Below are 20,787 nucleotides of genomic sequence, written 5' to 3'. Positions count from 1 at the left end.
TCTAACCCAGTTCCCTTGTATTCCTTGAACTCCTTGTACACAGGACCTGTTATAATTAACAGGTTCTTTAATTTTTGTCATTATACAATAACTATTTTGTTATATTCCTTGCACTTTTAAATGAGACAAGCATATGTTGTAGTATAGTGTTTCATCACTTATTTACACTTCCTTTTTTTCAAGAGTACATATTCGATATGTACTCTTTTTACATCACTATAAAATAACGCTTTTATTTATTTTTTAATACGCTTTTCTCAAAAAGCATGTACTACCCCATCGCCATCAAGCTAAAATCTAATAGATTCCCAGAACGAAAATTTTAACTTTCTTGTAACAACGAAGCTCTGTTATCGTTTTTGGAATACTTCATAACCTTAGCTTGATAGGCATAGGGTAGCACCACATGCCCACCAATCTAAGAATTCAGAATTACCCAAAACGAAAAATGAGATTTTTGTTACAAGTTAGCACAAATTTTCATTCTGGGTGGTACTATAAAATTTTAGCTTGATGGTGATGCGTCTGTACCCCTATTATGGTCTGGACAATTTTCACCTATATTATGCAACTGATTATCTTCACATTCAAACGTATGGCCACCAGAACAAATTGTTTACCCTTCACCCCTACAATATTGTCCCTCCACGGGGTACGTGTGATAGAGCTCTCTTAATTGCTTTTCACTGTTCATGTTTTATCACTTCCACACAAGTTACATCGTACTATTCTCTATCACTTACACAATATTCATGTACAGCTTTCCAATGATTATTTTTACATACTAAATAATAATCACCAGTAGTACAAACTCTTTCTCCCTCATTTGTACAATATTTTCCCTCTACCGGGTCAGTGTGGTGGTGGGCATCTCTTTGCTTTTCATTGTTCATGTTTTATCACCTCCTAATTACTATATTCTACTTAACTTGTTTGTTTATTAAGGAAATAAATGTTATATATCTTCATACTTGTCTGTTTGAAATAAAGATGCACCGTTTTATCTCCTTGAATTTGTTTATCTAAGGGGATTTAAATATCTAAACCAATGATAGTATAAACACTTTTAGATTTGTTAAAAATAACATTGATAGGACTTAGTGTTACTTAATATATGGTTTTATAATATCTAATCCAGTTAAAGTAAATCATGAATCTCTAAACAATTTTGACAAGAAAGTCTAATCTTTCACTTTGACGTATTTGTTGAAGAAATAAACTAATATTTATTAGTTTACTTTGGAACTTTTTATAAAAATTTATATAAAATAGAGTGAAGTTACAGATATATTAAAATGAAAATAGTATTTTTTTAAACAAAAAACCTAGTTTTTTTGTTTAACTCATTTATGTTCCACATAAGAAATCTCAAAATAAAAAAATTATCACCCAAAACATATGTTGGATGATACCCCTTCGTTTATAGACATATTGTTTCTATATACACATCATGCAAAATTTATATAAATAATTTAGATTCCCCAAATAATGTAACCAACTTGTGTCACGATAAACATTTTCTATCAAAAAAAACCTGCATAAATGCAAGTCAAATAAAAATTATGGACTTTCTTTATATAAAATCACTGAAAAAATTTCATATCACTTATGCGTCTGGAGACGGAAATCTTGCAGCTTCAAAATGCGTACTATTTTCTACATTAGAAATAACTCCAGCTACACTACTTTGTGCAAAAATCTCAACTATATCCCCTGCATTTAACTGAATGATTGATGAAACAGCAACAACATTAGCAAAGTTTATTGGACCAAAAAAATCATTATCTATTGCAATTGCCGGATTTCCATTAACTCGAATTTCTACCCGCGCTCTATAATTTGTGTTTAGATTATTGGGAATGAACGCAATAGTCCCAATAACAGAATAAACACCTCTTGTCTTTGGAATAAAAATTGATGTAGCTGGATTATACTCATTCGCTAAATCAAATTGTTCATTTTGAAATAAGACCTTAACAAATGTATTTGCTGGTAAATTTTGATTAACTGTGCTCACAGCTCTAAAAGCAGATGCTCTCACAAGATTATATTGGTTATCATCAGAACAACAATTTACTTTTACATTAACCCAATGTTTCTCCTCATGCTTTTTATCACATTTTTCATAACCCTTACTGCTTCTATGACAATCGTGATATTTCTTTTTGTAATCCTTACAATGATTACAGTAGTAATAAGACATATTAAATTCCTCCTTTTAATTTATTACTACATACTATGTAAGATAGATTAGTAAAGTTTGGACAATCTATTACTATTTTTAATGAGATTAAAAATAGTAATATCAAATATTAATAGTGTATTTTGTTACATATCACCTTTGCATTCGACACAAGAGAGTTTGTTCGGTATTAATTGCATCATAAGTATACACACGTTATAATAGGCACCTAATTACATATAAAGAGGTGCAAAAAATGAATAAGACAGAACTAACAAAAGTAGTAGCAGAAAAGTAGAACTTACACAAAAGGATGCAGCTGCAGCAACACAAGCCGTATTAGATACAATAACAAGTGCACTAGTTAATGAAGAGAAAGTACAAATCCTTGGATTTGGTACATTTGAAGTACGCGAAAGATCTGCACGTACAGGACGTAACCCACAAACAGGTGAAGAAATGCAAATTGCGGCTTCAAAAGCACCTGCTTTTAAGACTGGAAAAGAATTAAAAGAGGCAGTGAAATAATTATACATAGTCAAAAGAGGGGTTGATATTCTTATCAGCCCTTTTTCAATATCCTTGTTGTGCATAAAACCAAAAAGTATCAATCGAAAAATACATCTAAATAAACATAAACATCTATATATGTAAACGTAATAATTAAAGTTGTACTAAAATTAACCTAGAAGCATCCAACGATCTTTCATTAATCACTACATTTTCTTTAGGGCTATATCAACATAAAAGAAGAGACACTATATAGTGTCTCTTCTTTTATGTTTCGTGCCTTTAATCAATAGTAAGTGGATATATATCTATGCCCTCTTATAGCTGATTGGTGTTAGAATTCCTGCTCCCATAAGCAGAATATCTGAAAAACACTCGTAGGGGGTAGCACTACATCGCTATCAACCAAAGAAAATACAACTACCCCAGAACAAGATTTTGTGCTAATTTGTAATAAAAAAGCTCATTTTTTCGTTTTGGGGCTGATCTGTTTTCTTAAGTTGATGGGCATGTGGAATGCAATATTATTTGGATTTATTTCAACGGACATTATAGAAATTAATAAGTCACTACCACCAATTGCAAATTCAATTATATTTCTTGTTGTAGGAATCTTATCATTTATCTTACTAATACGTTATTTTTTATACGGTTGTTTATTCTAAAACTGAAGAAATTCCTATTTTTAATTACTCTTTAGGCACTGTTTTATCCTTGTTATCCACTTAATTATCGATCAATATCAATGGTTAATTAAAGAGATGACTTCATTAATTATAAATTTTTAATAAACTAGTAAAAAAATAATAAAATATAACAAGAATATGTTAAATAGTCCTTAATCTACTTGTAATGGATTATTTTTAATTTAGCCCTTATTGTATTACCTTATTGAATAAAACCTCTTATAAAGGAATCTGAAAGGTCGTTTTTAAGTTATAAAAATTAATTTTTAGATTACATGCAAATAAAAAGAAAAAATTTCCATTTTACGGACCCTTTTTCCTTTTATTTTTTAATCTTAGTGTATTCTGTATTGTCCTGTTAATTGCTCTTCAGCCATTCGAACTAAACGCTTTGTAATTTCTCCACCGACAGAGCCAATCACACGTGCTAATGTATCTATTCCAAGTGTAGCTTCTAATTTACAAGCTGTCACTAAACTTAACTACAAAAGTATTTTTGATTGAATGTAATTTTTTATCAATAGAATAAAATAATACTTTCTTATTGTTTTTTATACGAATATAACCCTTGTTAATCATATAAAAAATACATAATAAAATTAGGTTCTTATATTAAAATCTTACATCAACATATCCGCAAATGAAGTCCCCACATTATTCTTTCGTTTCATATGCTTCTCTAAATAGATTTTTGTTGTTTGGATATTTTCGTGACCTAGTGTTTGCATTAAATGATATAGATCCGCATTTCCTTGTTCAACCGCCATGATTGCAAATGCATGACGAAATGTATGTGCAGTTACAGGATTTTCACGATACTTTAGAAAATCTAAATTTGTCTTTTTTATCATATCTGTTACCTGATTTGATAACGTTTTTGGATTATAAAAATTTCCTCTTTGATTTACGAATAAAGGACATTCATCTCCTTGATCCAATATAGTTTGGAATCCTCTTCTCCGTCTCATTTCGCTTATACATTGGAATAAATGCTCAGGAATGAAAAGTTCACGTGCTTTATCTCCTTTTCCTGTGACTTTTAACCAATACTTTCCGTCATAATGTAAGTCTTTTACTCTCGCGGTGCACAATTCTTGAATTCTTGCACCAGTACTTGCTAAAGCTAGTAAAATTGTATAGTTCACTAAATGCCCTTGTTCTTTATAAAACCCTAAAATTTTCATTACTTCATCATAGGATAGGTCCCGATTTGGTCGATCCTGTTCATTTACATTAGCGCGCTGCAGTTCCTCATGAAGAGGCTTCTCGATATATGAAAAAACATGAAGATGTTTTAGAAAAGAACGAATGAGCACTGTTTTCTTCGCAAGAGTTGCGACCGCGTACGTGTCCCCGTTCCTACCGTTCTCTACCTGCTTCAACCAAGCATTATATTTACGAATATGCCAAGGCTGTAATGTTTTTAATAAAGATTCATTTTGCTGTACCTCTTCCCCTTTCAATTCGAATGCTTCTGCATGCTGCACCATGCACTGACAAAACGATAAGATTTCAGAAACATAACTCTTTTTCGTATCCTCTTTTCTATTCTTCTTCTCATCCATATCTTTTTGTAAATGTATGAAATGATAAATGACTTCCAAATCACTTAAATACGTATATTTATTCTTTCCCTCTTTTTCTGCAACCTCCATCTTCTCTTCCATCTTCTCTACATAACGACTATCATGCAGGAATGGAACCATATCTCTTATATTTTCTACATATGTATCTATATCTTCACTTTGATTCATTGTTATAGGTAAGTTCTCTTTTTCATTTTGTTTATCCATATTTCGAATCCACCTCTTCTATTGAAGATTATGAATATAACTCTCTTTATAATCCTTACTTACCATTTTATTTTACTTCTATTCATTATACAAATGATAATTCATTTTCTTTCTGTAAGAATACTATATTCTTCTCTATTTACTTATACTTATATTTTTTTATAATTTATTAGAAAGTAGATATCTTTTAATCATTTGCTATTTAACAGTAAAATTATTTTTATAATAAAATAAAATATAAAAACCCATTAAAATATAAAAAGAATTATAAGTATTTTTAAATCATAAATATGTATAAGGACTTTAATGAATTCTAGTTCTTGTTTTAAATATATATCATATTCTGATATGATATATACATATCTAAAATACTAGCAAACGATAGTTAAGGAGGTGTCCTTTCATGACACAAGATTTATTGTTCATTACAAAACCTACTGTAACGACAAAAGAGGCAGCCGGCTTATTAGGAGTAACGGTACAAACAATTTTACAAAAAGAAAAAGATGGATTAATAGAATGTGTATATAAAGATAACTGGAAGCAATTCGGTAGTAAGATTTTTTATTTAGAGGATATTGAACGTTTAAAAAATATTGAAGAGGTTCAAGGATATAGTACAAGAGAAGTAGCTGAAATTCTCAATGTAGCACCATCTACAGTTTTTACCTATATCAAATCTGGTAAATTACCTGCTTCAAAGATTGAAAAACGTGGAAAAGAAGTATATATCATTGATAAAGATGATCTTGAAACTTTTCAACTTACTTATGAAAAAACTACATCAAAAGAGCGAAAAACATTCATTACTAAGATTCAAGAAGAAGAAATTTATCTTTATCAATTATTAACACACCAACATACCGGAAAAACAGCTAGGGTAATAGAGATCAATGGAGCAGACGGCAAGATTCTTACAGAAGACGAAGAAATATTCTCTCTATCCACTTATAAAGAACATGATTACTCCTTTGAGTCTTTCCATAAACAAGCGGTAATTACGAAACGAGGGTATTTATCTTTTTCATTTAAAAAACCTCAGCTATTCCATTCCATCACCTATAATCTAATAAATTTATTTTATAAAGAACTAGGTGTCACAAATATGCGATTGAGTATTTCATCTGATACTATCAAATTAGAAATTAAACCTTTCGTATTACAAGTTGATCCATTGCAGTTTCAAGAGGAGATTAAATACTTACATTCTCATATGAAATCCGGCACGATCCTTCCACATGTAGAAGGTATTTACTTTAAAAGTAATGTAGAGTCATTAACTTTTCATGCAGATCATGAATTCAAACAAAAAATAGTGCAAATGGCAGCGGACGCAAGTATGGGACAGGAAGAATTCTTATTGCAAGCTGTAAAATCTTATATAAGAAATTTAGAACAACAGTAAATATTTATAAATAATAAGAAGGGTAGAAAATAAATCTTTCTACCTTTTTTAGATTTATAAATTTTAACTTAATATCAATGTGTTATGCTCCCCCTAGTAGAGATAGAATTTCAGCATTCAAGAGTTCGTTAAATCTAAGTTTAACGAAAAGTTAAGTGGTGTGGTGTAAGTAAACTCCCCTCCTATTGTACAAGGATATACAAAGACATGAGAATGGATACTTTTTAGACAAGAAAATCTAATCTTTGGAACTTAATTGGACAATAAAATCCAAACTGAAATTATATAGATTTACAAAACTAAATACATGTAATCTTGTGTGAGCGTATAGCTTTACATACTACATTAATGTTATTTATAAAAAAAGACATCCTAAGATGCTTTTCGACTCTGTAACAAATTTAAATACATAGTACATAAAAAATAGACAAGATAGATATGCTAGTCTCCCACCAATCGATTCTCTCATAAATCTCATAAGTATGACTTTGACAAGCCATGCTAAAAATAAAGGTCAATCATCCTATATTAACTAAAAATCTATTTTTTAGTATAGCCACTACAGTTCTTATAGTGGTCCAGCTAATGTAGCATCTGCAATGTGATAATAGAAATACTCTAATCATTAAAGAAATTAGATATACGGTTATTTATATACTCGGGGTTCTCCATAGACATCAAATGGCCTACATCCCTCACCAATTCTACAGTTAGATTGGGTGATGAATTTTCAGCACATTTGAAAGCTTCTAGTGGGTTATACATTACTTCATTCTCTCCTAACATTAACAGCATAGGCGTTTTAATTTCGGATAACTCTTGATTTGTAAAAATATATGGGAATCCCCGTTCTATTTGTGTTTCACTTTTTACTGAATTATTCCACATCATTCCTGCTATCAATTGTTCTTGAATAAAAGGATGAATAGTGTATCGATTACCAAAAATCCAATCTAAAAATTTCTCAACTCCTTCCCTACTATTCATCATTCCTGAAGCATAGGAAAAAAATAAGGGATGAAAAGGAATATATGTTGCTGCAGGGCTCATTATTACAGCCTTATTTACCTTCTCTGGAAAAAATGTCAAGAAGTTAACAGTATGCAAAGCACCATATGACAACCCTACAATGTTTATGTTATTAATTTCTAATGTATGTAGTACTTCTTTTAACCATAGTGCGTAACTTAAGCGATCTATAAAGCCTTTTTTGAGAACACTTTTATTTTTATCCCCTAAAATATCAATACATATTATTCTAAAATGGTTACTCCAGTGTAAAATATTTGGATACCACATTGTCGAACTCATCTTTGCTCCATGGAGTAATACGAGAGGTTGTGCTAATTTATTACCACTTTCAATAATATGGGTCTTTCCTTGAGATGTTTCTACAAAATAAGATAAAAAACTAGTTGGCCATAATTTTAGACTTTTTTCATAGGATTGTAGATAATTAGTTTCTTGATATTTTTGTTCTAAATTCTTCATTTTAGCACCCTCCACATAGCCCATTTTCATAGTTCATTTTTAAAGTCACAGTAGTTTTGCTTTAATTAATACCCATTTTAAATTTAAAGGTTTCAATTTCATCGACCGCTTTCTTGTATCCCCCAGCATTTTTTAAAGATTTCCCAATTCTATGGCTGTTTTTTGTATAAATATCATTTGATAACATATGCATTGTTGTATTCCGTAATATTTCTGGAGTAAGCAAATTACGATTCAACTGAACTCCAGCTTCTAATTCTTCTATTCTTTGAGCAACTATAGGTTGATCTCCCATAACTGGAATAACTAGCATAGGAACACCAAAATATAAGCTTTCACTGGAACTATTCATTCCTCCATGTGTAATAAATAGATCAGTATGCTGTAAAATGTCTAATTGAGGAACGTAATTATATAGCTTAAAATTAGAAGGAATATTTTCTAGTTGATTAATATCATTTTGTTCCCCTACAGCTAATATGACAGTAACCTGGCTATCCCGAAATGCTTCAAAACATGTGTGATAAAAGTCTGGTTGCTGGTTAAATACCGTTCCCATAGAAATAAAAATTAATTTGTTTCCCTTTTCCTGTTCTAAGGAAATAGAATTTACATCTATACGCTGTTCAATAGAAGTACCGACAAATATATAAGAGTCATCAAATTCCTCTACATTTGGTTGATACAATTTTGATGTATATACAATAGTAATATCTCCTGGGCATGTCATCACATTTTGTTTTTCATTAAGCTTAATGCCATAAATATCTTCCCATTTTTTTAAAATACCCATGACTTCCTGATATAAAGGAGATTTTTTATTTTCTTCTCCATGATTTTTCATAAGTGTAGAAGCTATCTTTTTAGTAATGACAAATGTTGTACATGAAGAAATTTTAGGTAATTGTAATATGTCTGCTATGATCCATCCAACAGCGAAATTATTATCATATATAATATAATCGTATTTTTCCCCTTTTATTTCTTCTAAAATTATCTCTATTATTTTATCCATAGATTTTACTATGTGTAATAATATTTCTTGAGGATTAATTTGTCCACTCATCCTTTTTACCATGTCTATTTGTAATATGAAATTTTCATAAGGTCGAAACAAAGCTCCTGTATTTTCTATTTTACTTCTATACTCTTCTACGCAATAGTAAATAACTTCCTCGCCTCTTTTTATTAGTTCTTCGACAAGTGCAATTGTTGGATTAATATGTCCTTCTCCTGGAAAATTAAATATTAGAACTTTTGCCATAGTATTGTTCCTCCCTTAGAATTAAATAACTATTCCTGTATTGCTAATATCAATCATGTACTGATATTTGAATTAAAGATAAAGATTTTCTCTTTAAATATTTTTCTACTAAATATCCTTTCTATTCAAGGGTTTTTCTCCTCTTATTTTAATAAAATCACTTGTGTTATTAAATGGAATAAACAATTAAGAAACAAAGTTGATATAAGAAATTACGTAATTCCTTCTCTCTATTTCTCTCATGTATAATAAAAAATCACTAAGAGTAGCAGGTGCTGAATTATGCGCAGATATCAATATGTTTAATCTACCCATCATCAATATAATGAAGGTAAAAGTATTGATATGAAGTTGGTTGCAGAAAAACGTTGCAACCGTAAAAGCTTCAACGTTCTATCCCCCCTCACTTGCCGAAGTTGCGAAAACCAAGCTAAAGTAGGTAGTGTGTTAAGTCGTTCAATAGAATTGTCCCCTTGGTTTAACAAATGATTTTTTGTAAATAATATGTTTATTAAACAATTAATTAAGGGGTGCTTATATGCCACAGGATCGAAAAGCAGAGGTTCAAAACGATGCATACGAAGGAAAAGAGATCATGCCAGATAATCAACTGTCTCTACCGCATCACATGCAAAAAGAGCTGCCTCATGAATTTTCTGTAAATCCTCTGTTTGCCCGCGAAGGAGAATCCGTCGTTCCGCGCTTTCATATGTCTGATGAAGGCATGTTACCAGAAACAGCGTATCAGATTGTCCATGATGAGATTACTCTTGATGGCAACGCCCGCCTGAATCTTGCAACATTCGTTAGCACATGGATGGAGCCTGCTGCAGAGCAATTATATACAAAATCATTCGACAAGAACATGATTGACAAGGACGAATATCCACAGACAGCTGAAATTGAGGAGCGGTGTATCCGCATCTTAGCCAACCTCTGGCATTCGCCCAGCCCTCTTACAACTATGGGTGTTTCAACAACTGGATCTTCAGAAGCATGTATGCTCGGTGGGCTTGCTTTAAAGCGCCGCTGGCAAAATGCACGTAAAAACGAAGGGAAGCCTGTGGATCGTCCCAATATTGTGTTTAGTTCTGCTGTTCAGGTCGTTTGGGAAAAATTCGCGAATTATTGGGAGGTTGAACCACGCTATGTGAAGGTTAGCCCTGAACATCCTCAATTGGATCCTCAGGGGGTTCTCGCAGCCGTGGATGAAAATACGATTGGTGTGGTACCGATTCTCGGTGAGACTTATACCGGTCTTTACGAACCGGTTGCCTCCATTGCGAAAGCGTTGGATGATTTACAGGCGAAGACTGGTCTTGACATTCCCATGCATGTGGATGCAGCTTCGGGAGGATTTATAGCACCGTTTCTTCAACCAGATTTAGTCTGGGATTTTCAATTACCAAGGGTGAAGTCCATCAATGTATCCGGACATAAATATGGATTAGTCTATCCTGGATTGGGTTGGATAATTTGGCGGGAAGCTGAAGATCTCCCTGAGGATCTAATCTTTCGCGTTTCCTATTTGGGCGGGAATATGCCGACCTTTGCCCTGAATTTCTCTCGTCCCGGTGCACAAGTGCTCCTGCAATATTACAATTACTTGCGTTTAGGGAAAAGTGGGTACTATGATGTCCAAAAGGCTTCTCAGAAAGTCGCTCTTTTTCTAAGCAAGGCCATTCAGAAGATGGAACCGTTTGAACTTTTGTCCGATGGGTCGGATATTCCGGTTTTCGCTTGGCGACTGAAAGATGGCTATACATCATACTGGAACCTTTATGATTTATCTCGACAATTGCGTGTGTTCGGTTGGCAAGTACCCGCCTATCCATTGCCTCCAGATATGGAAGCGGTGACAATTATGCGAGTTGTGGTTCGAAATGGATTTTCCATGGATCTTGCGCATTTATTTTTGAGAAACCTCAAACAGACTGTTGCCTTTCTGGATTCCCTGGATGGGCCTATGCCACATGATACAAAATGTGACAATGGGTTTCATCACTAAATAAAAAAGCCTAATTTCTTCACATTAAATTGAGAAGTTAGGCTTTTTTATATTGGAATTTCCTTAACGTTGTAAATCTACATTTTTCTGAAGCTACCCCATATATAAGAAATAGACTTTATTATCTTTCGTCTAAATGTCTGGATATCTACCTTTCTTAAATCACTTATAAGACTGTTTTTTTCCATTTTCGTATTTTAGTTCTGAAATTTGTAAATGGAGCAACTGTATTGATATGCACCCATTTCCAAATAGGCCACTTTGCTTTTGTTGTGACCCATTTTCTTTGTTCTGGTTGGAATAATTCTACTTCAGAAAGATCATTTATCCAATCGACTAACATTTGAACTAACTTTGTTAATTCTTCCTCCTGCTGTTTTAAGGTTAACCTACCATACTGCTCATAAAAAGATTGATAAAGCCCACCTAAGTTATTCCATTTGTAGTCAGGTGTGATATGAACTATAAACTTGCCGTTCCGGCAAACTTATAGTTCTTTTTGTTTGCGGCAAAGATATGCTTCCAGTAATTTTGAGGTTTTGAAATTAATGTTCAAAAGTCATTCTTTAAAGGCAAATGTAAAATGATAATAAAATTGTTTAATTTTGTTATGAAAATATAAGAGCCTTGCTACAATCTAGTGTGTTGTAAGGCTCCTAAAAGTTATTTAATTTCTATACATTTAAAGGTATTTGTACTCAAAAATCATTAATAAAGTTGTTTAATTCTTATTGAACTAAGCACCTGTTAGCCTAGGTGTGATTGTTCACATTCTTTAAGATACTTCTTTACAAATCATTAATAAATTGCCATCTAGATCTTTGAACACAAAATAAAAATTATCCTGAATCTCTGTAACAAGTTCAACATTATTTTCTTTCATAAATTGATAAGCAACTTGAATATCATCCGTTAAAAACTGAATTGATGGAACTTGGTAAGTGGAAATATCACCATCTTCTTTTCTCCACTTTGGCATGGCATCTAAAACTAAGCCAGCTGTACCTTCCATGGGTGCCACGAATATATGCCCAAAATATTCTTCTCCTCCTTTCAAGCCAAGTATTTTTATGTACCATTCTTTGGCTTTCTCTAGGTTACGAACTGGAATAAACACACCACCGATTCTGTTTTTAACGGGTGTTTTGTAGTCAGGTTTAGTCACAAAAACAGCCTCCTTTAATAAATCATTTAATATACTTTAAAATTCTATATTTTCTAACATTTGCCTCTCTTATGTTTAAAAATAATTCGACAAATAACCAATTCTTGTTCAACTAGCCTGCCCTGTTAGTAGTAGAAGAATTTTTTAAATAACTATATTATTTTTTAATGACTATATTGTAAATTAAACAACTTTATTATCTCTGCACAGCAAATAGGTTTCCAGAAAGATAAAATTATAAGTTTAATGATTACATACTTTATGAACAAAGGAAATAACTAGAAAACGTTATTGTTTTTTAGTTATTTCCTTTGTTCATAAACATAATTTTCTGTACCCTTATTTTTTAGCATATAGAAAAACTGATAGATTGAGCGATTGTTTATTAAAATTTATAGTTCGATTATATAAACTATGTACTTAATATGATATTTCTTATAAGATTGTAGAGCTGGATTAGTGCCATGCAATAAAAATAAATGGGATTTTAATATAGGAGTATAGAAAATAAATATGAAGACTGAAATTAATATCAACAGGATTGATATATTAGATTATTTACGAGGATTTGGCTTGATAGGAATTTTGTTGGTGAATGCGCCATTTTTATTAAAGATGGATCCCCCGCCACTAGGTCCTATAGATACGTCATATCAACAATTTTTATATTTATTTATAGAGGGACGTTTTTATACAATTTTCACCTTTTTGTTTGGTATAGGTTTTTATATATTTATTACTCGTGCAAAAGCAAAAGGGTCTAATGGATACCTCTTATTCATTAGGAGGCTTATCCTACTATCTATTATGGGGCATATTCTTAGTATATTTTTTTCAGGAGAAATCCTGGGATTATATGCGAGATGGGGAATCTTTTTATTACCTTTTTATAAAGTAAGACGACATTTCAATTTAGCATTTGCATTATTGGGGATCTTCTGTTTAAGTTTTTTAGGTTCGAAAGATCTATTAGTATTTCCATTGTTTTTATTAGGTCTAGCGGTAGGACAATATGGTATATTTGAAAAAATATCAGAGAACTTAAGAGAATTTAAGACTTTTACTATAATTATAGCAGGATTGAGCATAATTGGATTAGTAATTCATTATATATCTTTTAATCATGGAACACGAGTATCTGGTACATCTTATCGTATAGGTCTTATGACTGGTCCAATTATTTCAGCTTGTTACGTAGGAGTGTTAGTTTTATCATTACAACCTGTTTGGATTCAAAAACTTTTATTCCCTTTAAAATATTACGGACGTATGGCTTTGACAAACTATATTTGTCAAGTAGTTCTAGTGCTAACAGCTGACTATTACTTTCAATTAACAGGGAATATTACTTATTCCCAAAGTTTTTTTCTTTGTATAAGTATTTATGTACTTCAGCTATTATCTAGTATAGCATGGCTTCAATTCTTTAGAATGGGGCCCTTAGAATGGCTATGGAGAACATTTACTTATTGGAAACTAGTTTCTAACAAAAAATAAAACGCAACTTTCATGAAAACATAATCCTTTTTGATTATGTTTTTTGTTATAAGAGGATTAGTTGATTTATATCTAAAGGGCGTTTAAACGTACAATTCTCTCGAAATCATGGGGTGTCCCTCTAATATAATTCACGGCAAGCTTATGAGTTATTAATTAACTGACGGTAAAGTTATGCTTCCTTTAGCGGCAACTTTATGGGTAAAGTCACATCAGGAGTAGGTGTTTGTACGTCAAGTCCACATTGTTCGTCTTTTTCCCATGATAATAACAAGTTAATCCACCCCAATTGATAAGAAAGAATTTCAGAAGGAGTTTTGTCCACTTCAGAGATATGTTTACCTCTCAAATTTTCAGGAATCACTTTAAATTCTTCAATAAATTTCTTATAAGCTTTATCGATTGATTTAATTAATTCTTCAGCATTAGCGTACTGTTTCATAATTCTTTCACACCTTTATTTTTGATACCTTCAGCATATGGTTAATGGTCTATATTCAGCCAAACTAAAAGAATCCTAAATAAATAAGATTCTTTTAGTTTGGCTGAATTTTATTTATCTTAGTTTACTAGTTCACTTGACGATGATTTGTTTGTTATTCTCCGCCTTTATCTTTCTTGGTTATCATAATATGTTTTATCTGCGTATTTTTTATCATTTCCTCTTAGATAGGCTAAGATTATTTTTGGATTTTTAAGTAAAGCCCAATCACCATATGTATCAAATCTTCTGCATGAAGTTATCATTCCATTTTTAATGGTACCGAATTTCTTATTATTTTGTTTTCCCCATTTTTTTAACCGTTTAGCAAAATCTGCATCTTCTGCCATAAGCATATTTTCATTAAATCCATTGATTGCCATAAAGTCTTTTCTATAGCACCAAAAAATCCCTACAGATACAGCTCCATACTTAAAAAGTAAGGGGATTATTATTAACATTGCGGAAACGAATATTCCTAAAGATATTCTTTCAAACTTCCCAGTTACCCCACCGCCAATGTATTTACCTGAAGCTAAATATTTATCTACATTAGACAACATAGATTCTGTCATTAGGGTATCAGCGTCTATAGTAATGATTATTTCTCCACTGGCTATTTCTGCTCCTGCATTTCGAATTTTGGATAAGTTTTTATCGTTGTTGTTTAATATAATACAGTTATAAGACTTTGCTATTTCTTCTGTTTTATCTGTGCAACGATTTAAAACAACTATAACTTCAGTTTGATCTTTATATGCTTCTGATGCTTTTGCAATCGAATCTAAACATTTTTTAATATACTTTTCCTCATTGTGTGCAGGGATTATAATAGAAAATTTCACAGCTTCTTTTAAATAGATTCCTGAAGATTTGTTTGTTTCAGTCATAATATTCCCCCTTTTTCATAAAGCGAATATATACCATATATAATATATATTAACATTTATAGGGTTATATTATAGGGGGTAGCACGCAAATTTTAACATTTGTATACCCTAAGGGATTCTCAAACACCACCTCAATATACTACTGCTGCAGTACATCCATCTATATGTAGCCATGTTTACTCTGGACTAGATTTCCAAGAGGGACTATTATCAATACAAATAGAGCTCTTGGTATACCTAATAGTACTGCAAAGAATACATTTGCAGTACTAGACATGGGAGATGTAAATTGTAAAAGGAACGTAACAAATAATTGGTTTGATATTTATTTTGGAGAATCTAATAGTAGGGGGACACTATACATGCCCATCAACTTAAGAATTTTCACTACCCCTAAGTACAAAAAACGTTATTCTTTCTAAACACTCTAAGAAAAAACACCTATAAATAAAATTTAATTAATTGGTATATACTTCTTGAAACCCTTACTTATGGTTCCGTTGTATCCATTTTTAGTGAAGAATTTATGTGCTTTTATTCGAGTTGCACTACTTAATAAGATAATTCTTGTGGATCCCCTTGCAATTGATATCTCTTCTACATGTTTCAATAACTTTTCCCCTATCCCATTACCTCGAAAATCTTCATTTACAATCACATACTCTAAAACAGTATACGGCCTAAATTGATATCCAGGATCGAGGCAAAATGTCATAAATATACTTCCTTTGACGTTACCATTATCCTCATAGACAAACAAAAAATTATTAGAATCATCCCTTATCTGCTCAATTCTTTCTGGTAAAACCTTAATATTTTTGCTATGTGGTGTTAATTTTTTATATAGATTTTCAATTATATTACTGTCCTTTGGTTCAGCTTCACGAATCATATAATTACCTACCTTTTGCATCTAATATATCGATGGCTTGAATTCTTTTAACATTCTGATTAAATTATATATTAAAACAAGACTTTTTTGGTATAATTTAGGTGAGAAGAGGATAAAAACGAAAATAATTGGAATAATTCCACAGCCTGGCAACCTGAACTGAATTATTTACACAAAGATAAACATTTCTATCATTATGATCTATCCTTCCTCTGATTTCCCTCGGTTTTCTCATCCAAAATACGTTTAAGTTCGTTAATGTCTTCTGAAGACAGTTTTTCTTCTTTCAGGAAATTTACAATCAAAGGTTTAAATGCTTCATCATAGAAACATTTAAGTAAAGATTTTGTTTCTACTTGTAAATAACTATCTTGCGAGACCAAAGTATGATATGCGTACATACACCCATTATCTGGATGGTAAACAATTGCTTCTTTGTGAACTAATCGATAAATTAGTGTTCAAATCGATTTCTGTTTTCCATCCATTTTCATCTCCGAATAATTCAGTTTACTATAATTAAAATATGTTTACTTGAAGATTTATACACTTACCCTTAAATCGTATTAGAAACAGTGATTGTTTTTTGAATTTTATAATATTTATTTATCAAGTTTTACTGATTTTAATCATCTGTGGTATATGTTACCATTTTATTAACCTATTAGATATTTTATTCTAATAAGCTAATAAAATGATAAGGGGGGCATTATTTATGTCAAAGTCAAAAATTAAAAAGATAGTTGGGGCGCTAAGTTTAACATCTACATTACTTATTTCTGCAATGCCGGCAAGTGCTGGTTCAGGATTAATATGGGTTAGAGACAAATACCCTAATGCATATGAATTTGATTATAATGGTGCTAAGGGGACAGTTAAAATTTTTTACAGAGATAAAAAAGGTAATACTAAAACAAAGATAGAAAAATGCCATATGGATAACAACACATGTTATGTACCAGATAAATGATAATAAAAGCACTCAATTCGAGTGCTTTTATTATCATCTATTGTTGTAGATCATTATATAATTTTCTTTAAAGATATTAATTACACAAAAAATCTCCTTTTTAATGAAGTATTTTTCCTGTTTTAGTTTACTATAATATAAATATGTATATTTTTCTGGCTCATTTTATAGCGATATGCCTAGTTCAATTTGCCATCAACTTATAATGCTAGTATCATTTCCTGTTAATTATTTAATTGTATTAATATTTCCGACTTTAATTATATTTTTCATTTCTTTATTTATGCTTTTTTCACCTTGAATAAAACAGTCTCAAAATTTTTATCACTCCCCCCTTGTTTTCCACAAATAGTATATATGTTACTTTTTTGTATTTTAAGAGAATTTTTTCGAAACATACTCAAAAAATGGCTCTCAAGTTCGTTTATAAAGAACATTTGTTTTATCGGTAATGCAATAAGATTCGAGAGTTAAAAACCTCCTTAAAAACAAAAATAGACCCCTTATAACGTTTTTCGTTTTTCAGGGATCTATTCTCTCTGGGATTTCTATTCTTCTATGTCTTTTTTTACTTCTGCAGATAAAATGTCTTCAGCAAACTTCCTGTAGCCATTATACCCTTTCTTTACAGCCTTTTTCTTTATTGCTTCTACTACCTTTTCATCAAGATAGAGACTTAAATGCTGCTTTTTTTCTTTCGATTCCTCTTTTGATTTGTTTTCAATTTTTTCTTTGAAAACTTCCAAATCCTTTTTTAAGTACAATCGTTCAGTAGATTTCCCTTTAGCAATTTCTTTAAAGGGCAACATCCCATCTTTAGCTGCATTATGAACGTAAGTCTTAGACTTATTTAGAAATTCAGCTGCTTCTTTTAATGTTAAAGAGTCTTTGTATAATTCCTCTAACTTTTTTACATCTTCTTGCTCAAAACGATATCCACCATCTGCTTTCCAGGTGGCCATATTGATAGGTTCGATGTGTTTATACTTAATTAAATAGCCTAATTGATTTTTTGTTAAACCTACCCTATCGCATACCTCTTCTAAAGATAAATAGGCCATTTCTCACCTCATCTGAAACTTTCATTCTAGCTGTTGTTTAAATTTTCTCAGTTGATACTTTGTTAAACCTGTTTCTTTTACTACATCCGTGATTGAGTACTCCTTATACTGAAGATACTTAAATGGATTTTCCATATAACGTTCTCGTACCTTATTAAAGGTACTCTTTTTCGATAAAGAATTCAATTGCTCTCCTTTCTCTCGGATGGAATCGAAAATGGGACAACCTTTACAATGTTTGTAGTTTCTCTGTTTTGCCTGTTCTTGCTCATCTGTACAATTCACTGATAGGTTGTTCAGAGGGCAAATTGAACAATGGGTATCTTCTAAATTATGGATTTCTTGTAAAATGTTCAGACGAAGACTAGTCAAAAAAATCTCCTCCTACCGCGTTTGGATTGAAATGTACAAAAAAATCAATTAAAAATTTCCATTATACATTATCTAAACAGAAACGTTAAATAAAAAGGCGAAAATATATATTTAAACATTTCATTCTATACCAAAATAAATAATGCGTTTATTGTGGTATAATTAGACTCATAAAAATTCATATAAAAATATATGTGTGTCTTTTCATTCTATTAAATTGTGCATAAATTTGAATATTATAAATTACAAACATAATATTCAACTTGTAAAATCCAAATCAGATTTTTTGATAGCAGTCATTTCGAAAAAATTATGGGTATGGGTATTCGAAATATTGAATATTCCCAATTAAGCGAAGAATCATTAGTTTATTTATTTTTACACGATGCGCCTTCTTTAACGAAAAAAGAAGTGAGCAAACAAAAAAACTTTATCTGCACAATCTTTCTCATTTTCTTCAATATATAAAAGAAACAATTGGAACCATTAAGGAGTTATCCCATAATAAGATGGAAATCTATTTCTATCAACTAAGTAAGAAGTATGCGGCCACCACATTACGTCGAAAGAAAACAGTGGTTCAGCAGTTTTTAACGAATTTCCCGAAAGAATTCTCCTTCCTCAAGCGTGTGAAGGGGTAGCCCAACGGTAGCTGGGAGATGAATTTCGGTTTGGCGTAGCCAAAAGGTTTTTCTTTTTATTTTGCCTCTGATATAATCAGTCTTATAAATGATAAAGGCTGGTATATAAATGAAATTAGATAGTAATAACCATTCAGTATTCTTGTTGTATTATCACCTTGTGTTAGTCGTGAAATACAGAAGAAATGTGTTTGATGATGATATGTCAGACTATGCAAAAGATATGTTTGTTCGACTATCTGAAAACTATAACATCACATTAGTTGAATAGGATCATGTTGGTTTAAGTCAAAGAAAAAGACATCTATATAGATGTCTTTTTCTTTATAATGTAATAAGAAGAATGTTATTATTTAACTAATTGTTGCTGGATTTCTTTAATTAAAAATTCAGCCCCTTCAGGACTAAGAACAATTTGTCCATTAGCTAATGAAATGTTTTTTTCTGAAATATCACCAGTTATTGCACAAGCATCATATGACTTGTATTTTTGTAATATTATTTTTTCACCTTCTACAAATATTTCTAAAGGTTCTTTTTCTGCAATTCCTAACGTTGTTCTTAACTCTTTCGGAAGAACGATTCGTCCTAATTCATCTACTTTTCTTGTAACACCTGTTGATTTCATATTTATACCACCTTTTATTTTTTCTAGCTAATAATCACATATGAGCAAGCGGATTTAATGCTGTTTTTCCACTATCATCTGCATATAATACTACAATTATATCTCTAAATTCCTTTGTCGTCTTTTACCGCGTTTTCTCTTTCTTTAGCTTCTAACATAAATTGAGCGTAAGTCATTATCTTTTCTAGTTCATTTTTGGAAGCATTATAATCTTTAATATAACGTTCTTTTCTTCCTGGACTCATATATTTATTTTTTTTCATTTCGTTTATTGTTTCTATATTCATGACTTTTCGTTTTCCCTTTTTCTCATATAAGAGTTTTAGATGTATAGCTAGGCATATACTCCAAAGAGTAAAACCGATAATGAAAGATAGTAATAGATGTGCTGAAAGAGAATGATTAATAATAATGAAATAGAAAAAATAAATAATCGAGATTGCAAACAAAAATGAATTATAGTATTTTTGTATATTTTTGTATTTATGTATTTTTAGTTCGTGTTGTTTTTTCTCATTTCAAGGGTCTCTAACATATATAATTTATCTCCTTTTAAATTAGACCAGTTGGTGTTTTTTACTATCCCTTTTTAACGAATTTCCCGAAAAAATTCTCCTTCCTCAAGCGGGTGAAGGGCGTAGCCCAACGGTAGCTGGGAGATGAATTTCGGTTTGGCGTAGCCAAAAGGTTTTTCTTTTTATTTTGCCTCTGATATAATCAGTCTTATAAATGATAAAGGCTGGTATATAAATGAAATTAGATAGTAATAACCATTCAGTATTCTTGTTGTATTATCACCTTGTGTTAGTCGTGAAATACAGAAGAAATGTGTTTGATGATGATATGTCAGA

The 20,787-nt window shown here is 31.2% G+C and carries 17 protein-coding genes and 7 pseudogenes; 8 read left to right on the top strand and 16 right to left on the bottom strand.

Annotation, left to right across the window (positions count from 1 at the left end):
• Positions 1–725: 725 nt before the first annotated feature.
• Together ACTFP3_RS29710 and ACTFP3_RS29705 are read right to left on the bottom strand one after the other, a co-directional pair.
• Positions 726–893, bottom strand: coding sequence for a hypothetical protein (locus ACTFP3_RS29710; RefSeq protein WP_440012060.1), 168 nt, complete (start codon positions 891–893; stop codon positions 726–728).
• 713 nt (positions 894–1,606) lie between these two features.
• A complete protein-coding gene (locus tag ACTFP3_RS29705; RefSeq protein ID WP_086388991.1) occupies positions 1,607–2,203 on the bottom strand; it encodes an ABC transporter permease in 597 nt (198 codons plus the stop codon).
• Between the two features lie 235 nt (positions 2,204–2,438).
• Between ACTFP3_RS29705 and ACTFP3_RS29700 the strand changes: the two are divergent.
• A pseudogene (locus ACTFP3_RS29700) lies at positions 2,439–2,710 on the top strand (HU family DNA-binding protein).
• 1,003 nt (positions 2,711–3,713) lie between these two features.
• On the opposite strand, the pseudogene ACTFP3_RS29695 reads toward ACTFP3_RS29700, so the two are convergent.
• Both ACTFP3_RS29695 and ACTFP3_RS29690 read right to left on the bottom strand, forming a co-directional pair.
• Positions 3,714–3,830, bottom strand: a pseudogene (locus tag ACTFP3_RS29695) (small, acid-soluble spore protein, alpha/beta type); the annotation flags it as partial.
• Positions 3,831–3,998: 168 nt separating this feature from the next.
• Positions 3,999–5,171 carry a tyrosine-type recombinase/integrase gene (locus ACTFP3_RS29690; protein ID WP_440012057.1) on the bottom strand — a complete coding sequence of 391 codons (1,173 nt, stop codon included), beginning with the start codon at positions 5,169–5,171 and terminating at the stop codon, positions 3,999–4,001.
• A gap of 403 nt (positions 5,172–5,574) precedes the next feature.
• Between ACTFP3_RS29690 and ACTFP3_RS29685 the strand changes: the two genes are divergently transcribed.
• Complete coding sequence (locus ACTFP3_RS29685; protein WP_440012056.1) at positions 5,575–6,576, top strand: helix-turn-helix domain-containing protein; 1,002 nt, start codon at positions 5,575–5,577, stop codon at positions 6,574–6,576.
• 618 nt (positions 6,577–7,194) lie between these two features.
• Here the strand turns inward: ACTFP3_RS29685 and ACTFP3_RS29680 are convergent.
• Positions 7,195–8,067, bottom strand: a complete 873-nt coding sequence (locus tag ACTFP3_RS29680) for an alpha/beta fold hydrolase (RefSeq protein ID WP_440012054.1) — start codon at positions 8,065–8,067, stop codon at positions 7,195–7,197.
• Positions 8,068–8,128: 61 nt separating this feature from the next.
• Positions 8,129–9,331 (bottom strand): macrolide family glycosyltransferase, encoded by a 1,203-nt coding sequence (locus ACTFP3_RS29675; RefSeq protein WP_440012052.1) that lies wholly within the window; start codon positions 9,329–9,331, stop codon positions 8,129–8,131.
• Between the two features lie 538 nt (positions 9,332–9,869).
• On the opposite strand from ACTFP3_RS29675, the gene ACTFP3_RS29670 reads away from it, so the two are divergent.
• The gene (locus ACTFP3_RS29670; RefSeq protein WP_440012050.1) at positions 9,870–11,339 is read left to right on the top strand and encodes a glutamate decarboxylase; all 1,470 of its coding nucleotides are present in this window, start codon (positions 9,870–9,872) and stop codon (positions 11,337–11,339) included.
• Positions 11,340–11,505: 166 nt separating this feature from the next.
• Here ACTFP3_RS29670 and ACTFP3_RS29665 read toward each other — a convergent pair.
• Both ACTFP3_RS29665 and ACTFP3_RS29660 read right to left on the bottom strand, forming a co-directional pair.
• A pseudogene (locus tag ACTFP3_RS29665) lies at positions 11,506–11,793 on the bottom strand (ClbS/DfsB family four-helix bundle protein); the annotation flags it as partial.
• Positions 11,794–12,114: 321 nt separating this feature from the next.
• Positions 12,115–12,504, bottom strand: a complete 390-nt coding sequence (locus ACTFP3_RS29660; protein ID WP_149214582.1) for a VOC family protein — start codon at positions 12,502–12,504, stop codon at positions 12,115–12,117.
• 513 nt (positions 12,505–13,017) lie between these two features.
• Here ACTFP3_RS29660 and ACTFP3_RS29655 point away from each other — a divergent pair.
• On the top strand, positions 13,018–14,001 hold the full coding sequence (locus ACTFP3_RS29655) for a DUF418 domain-containing protein (RefSeq protein WP_440012048.1): 984 nt from the start codon (positions 13,018–13,020) through the stop codon (positions 13,999–14,001).
• 211 nt (positions 14,002–14,212) lie between these two features.
• Here ACTFP3_RS29655 and ACTFP3_RS29650 read toward each other — a convergent pair.
• From ACTFP3_RS29650 to ACTFP3_RS29635, 4 genes and pseudogenes are all read right to left on the bottom strand, one after another.
• Positions 14,213–14,443, bottom strand: a pseudogene (locus ACTFP3_RS29650) (ClbS/DfsB family four-helix bundle protein); the annotation flags it as partial.
• A gap of 167 nt (positions 14,444–14,610) precedes the next feature.
• Positions 14,611–15,372, bottom strand: coding sequence for a glycosyltransferase (locus ACTFP3_RS29645; protein WP_149214584.1), 762 nt, complete (start codon positions 15,370–15,372; stop codon positions 14,611–14,613).
• Positions 15,373–15,826: 454 nt separating this feature from the next.
• Entirely contained in the window at positions 15,827–16,264 is a 438-nt protein-coding gene (locus ACTFP3_RS29640) for a GNAT family N-acetyltransferase (RefSeq protein WP_440012046.1), read from the bottom strand.
• A gap of 194 nt (positions 16,265–16,458) precedes the next feature.
• Positions 16,459–16,761, bottom strand: a pseudogene (locus ACTFP3_RS29635) (BlaI/MecI/CopY family transcriptional regulator); the annotation flags it as partial.
• A 218-nt stretch (positions 16,762–16,979) separates the two neighbouring features.
• Between ACTFP3_RS29635 and ACTFP3_RS29630 the strand changes: the two are divergent.
• A complete protein-coding gene (locus tag ACTFP3_RS29630) occupies positions 16,980–17,234 on the top strand; it encodes a LacI family transcriptional regulator (protein ID WP_149214586.1) in 255 nt (84 codons plus the stop codon).
• Between the two features lie 548 nt (positions 17,235–17,782).
• On the opposite strand, the gene ACTFP3_RS29625 is transcribed toward ACTFP3_RS29630, so the two are convergent.
• Both ACTFP3_RS29625 and ACTFP3_RS29620 read right to left on the bottom strand, forming a co-directional pair.
• On the bottom strand, positions 17,783–18,295 hold the full coding sequence (locus tag ACTFP3_RS29625; RefSeq protein WP_440012044.1) for a helix-turn-helix domain-containing protein: 513 nt from the start codon (positions 18,293–18,295) through the stop codon (positions 17,783–17,785).
• A 21-nt stretch (positions 18,296–18,316) separates the two neighbouring features.
• Positions 18,317–18,667: a zinc-finger domain-containing protein gene (locus tag ACTFP3_RS29620; RefSeq protein ID WP_427263741.1), complete on the bottom strand. Its 351-nt coding sequence runs from the start codon at positions 18,665–18,667 to the stop codon at positions 18,317–18,319.
• 229 nt (positions 18,668–18,896) lie between these two features.
• Here ACTFP3_RS29620 and ACTFP3_RS29615 point away from each other — a divergent pair.
• Both ACTFP3_RS29615 and tnpA read left to right on the top strand, forming a co-directional pair.
• Positions 18,897–19,260, top strand: a pseudogene (locus ACTFP3_RS29615) (site-specific integrase); the annotation flags it as partial.
• 157 nt (positions 19,261–19,417) lie between these two features.
• Positions 19,418–19,576: pseudogene (tnpA, locus tag ACTFP3_RS29610) on the top strand (IS200/IS605-like element ISBth16 family transposase); the annotation flags it as partial.
• An 81-nt stretch (positions 19,577–19,657) separates the two neighbouring features.
• Here the strand turns inward: tnpA and ACTFP3_RS29605 are convergent.
• Positions 19,658–19,936: an AbrB/MazE/SpoVT family DNA-binding domain-containing protein gene (locus ACTFP3_RS29605; protein WP_149214589.1), complete on the bottom strand. Its 279-nt coding sequence runs from the start codon at positions 19,934–19,936 to the stop codon at positions 19,658–19,660.
• A gap of 104 nt (positions 19,937–20,040) precedes the next feature.
• Positions 20,041–20,223, bottom strand: coding sequence for an ArsR family transcriptional regulator (locus ACTFP3_RS29600; RefSeq protein ID WP_440012042.1), 183 nt, complete (start codon positions 20,221–20,223; stop codon positions 20,041–20,043).
• A gap of 463 nt (positions 20,224–20,686) precedes the next feature.
• Here ACTFP3_RS29600 and ACTFP3_RS29595 point away from each other — a divergent pair.
• Positions 20,687–20,787 (top strand): transposase (locus ACTFP3_RS29595; protein WP_170925762.1); only part of this gene is annotated, 101 nt, incomplete at its 3' end.

The organism is Bacillus cereus group sp. MYBK5-2 (genome assembly GCF_051915685.1).
Classification (GTDB): domain Bacteria; phylum Bacillota; class Bacilli; order Bacillales; family Bacillaceae_G; genus Bacillus_A; species Bacillus_A cereus.
The sequence above is the reverse complement of the archived record's forward strand: the minus strand, read 5'-3'. Positions and strand labels throughout refer to the sequence as shown.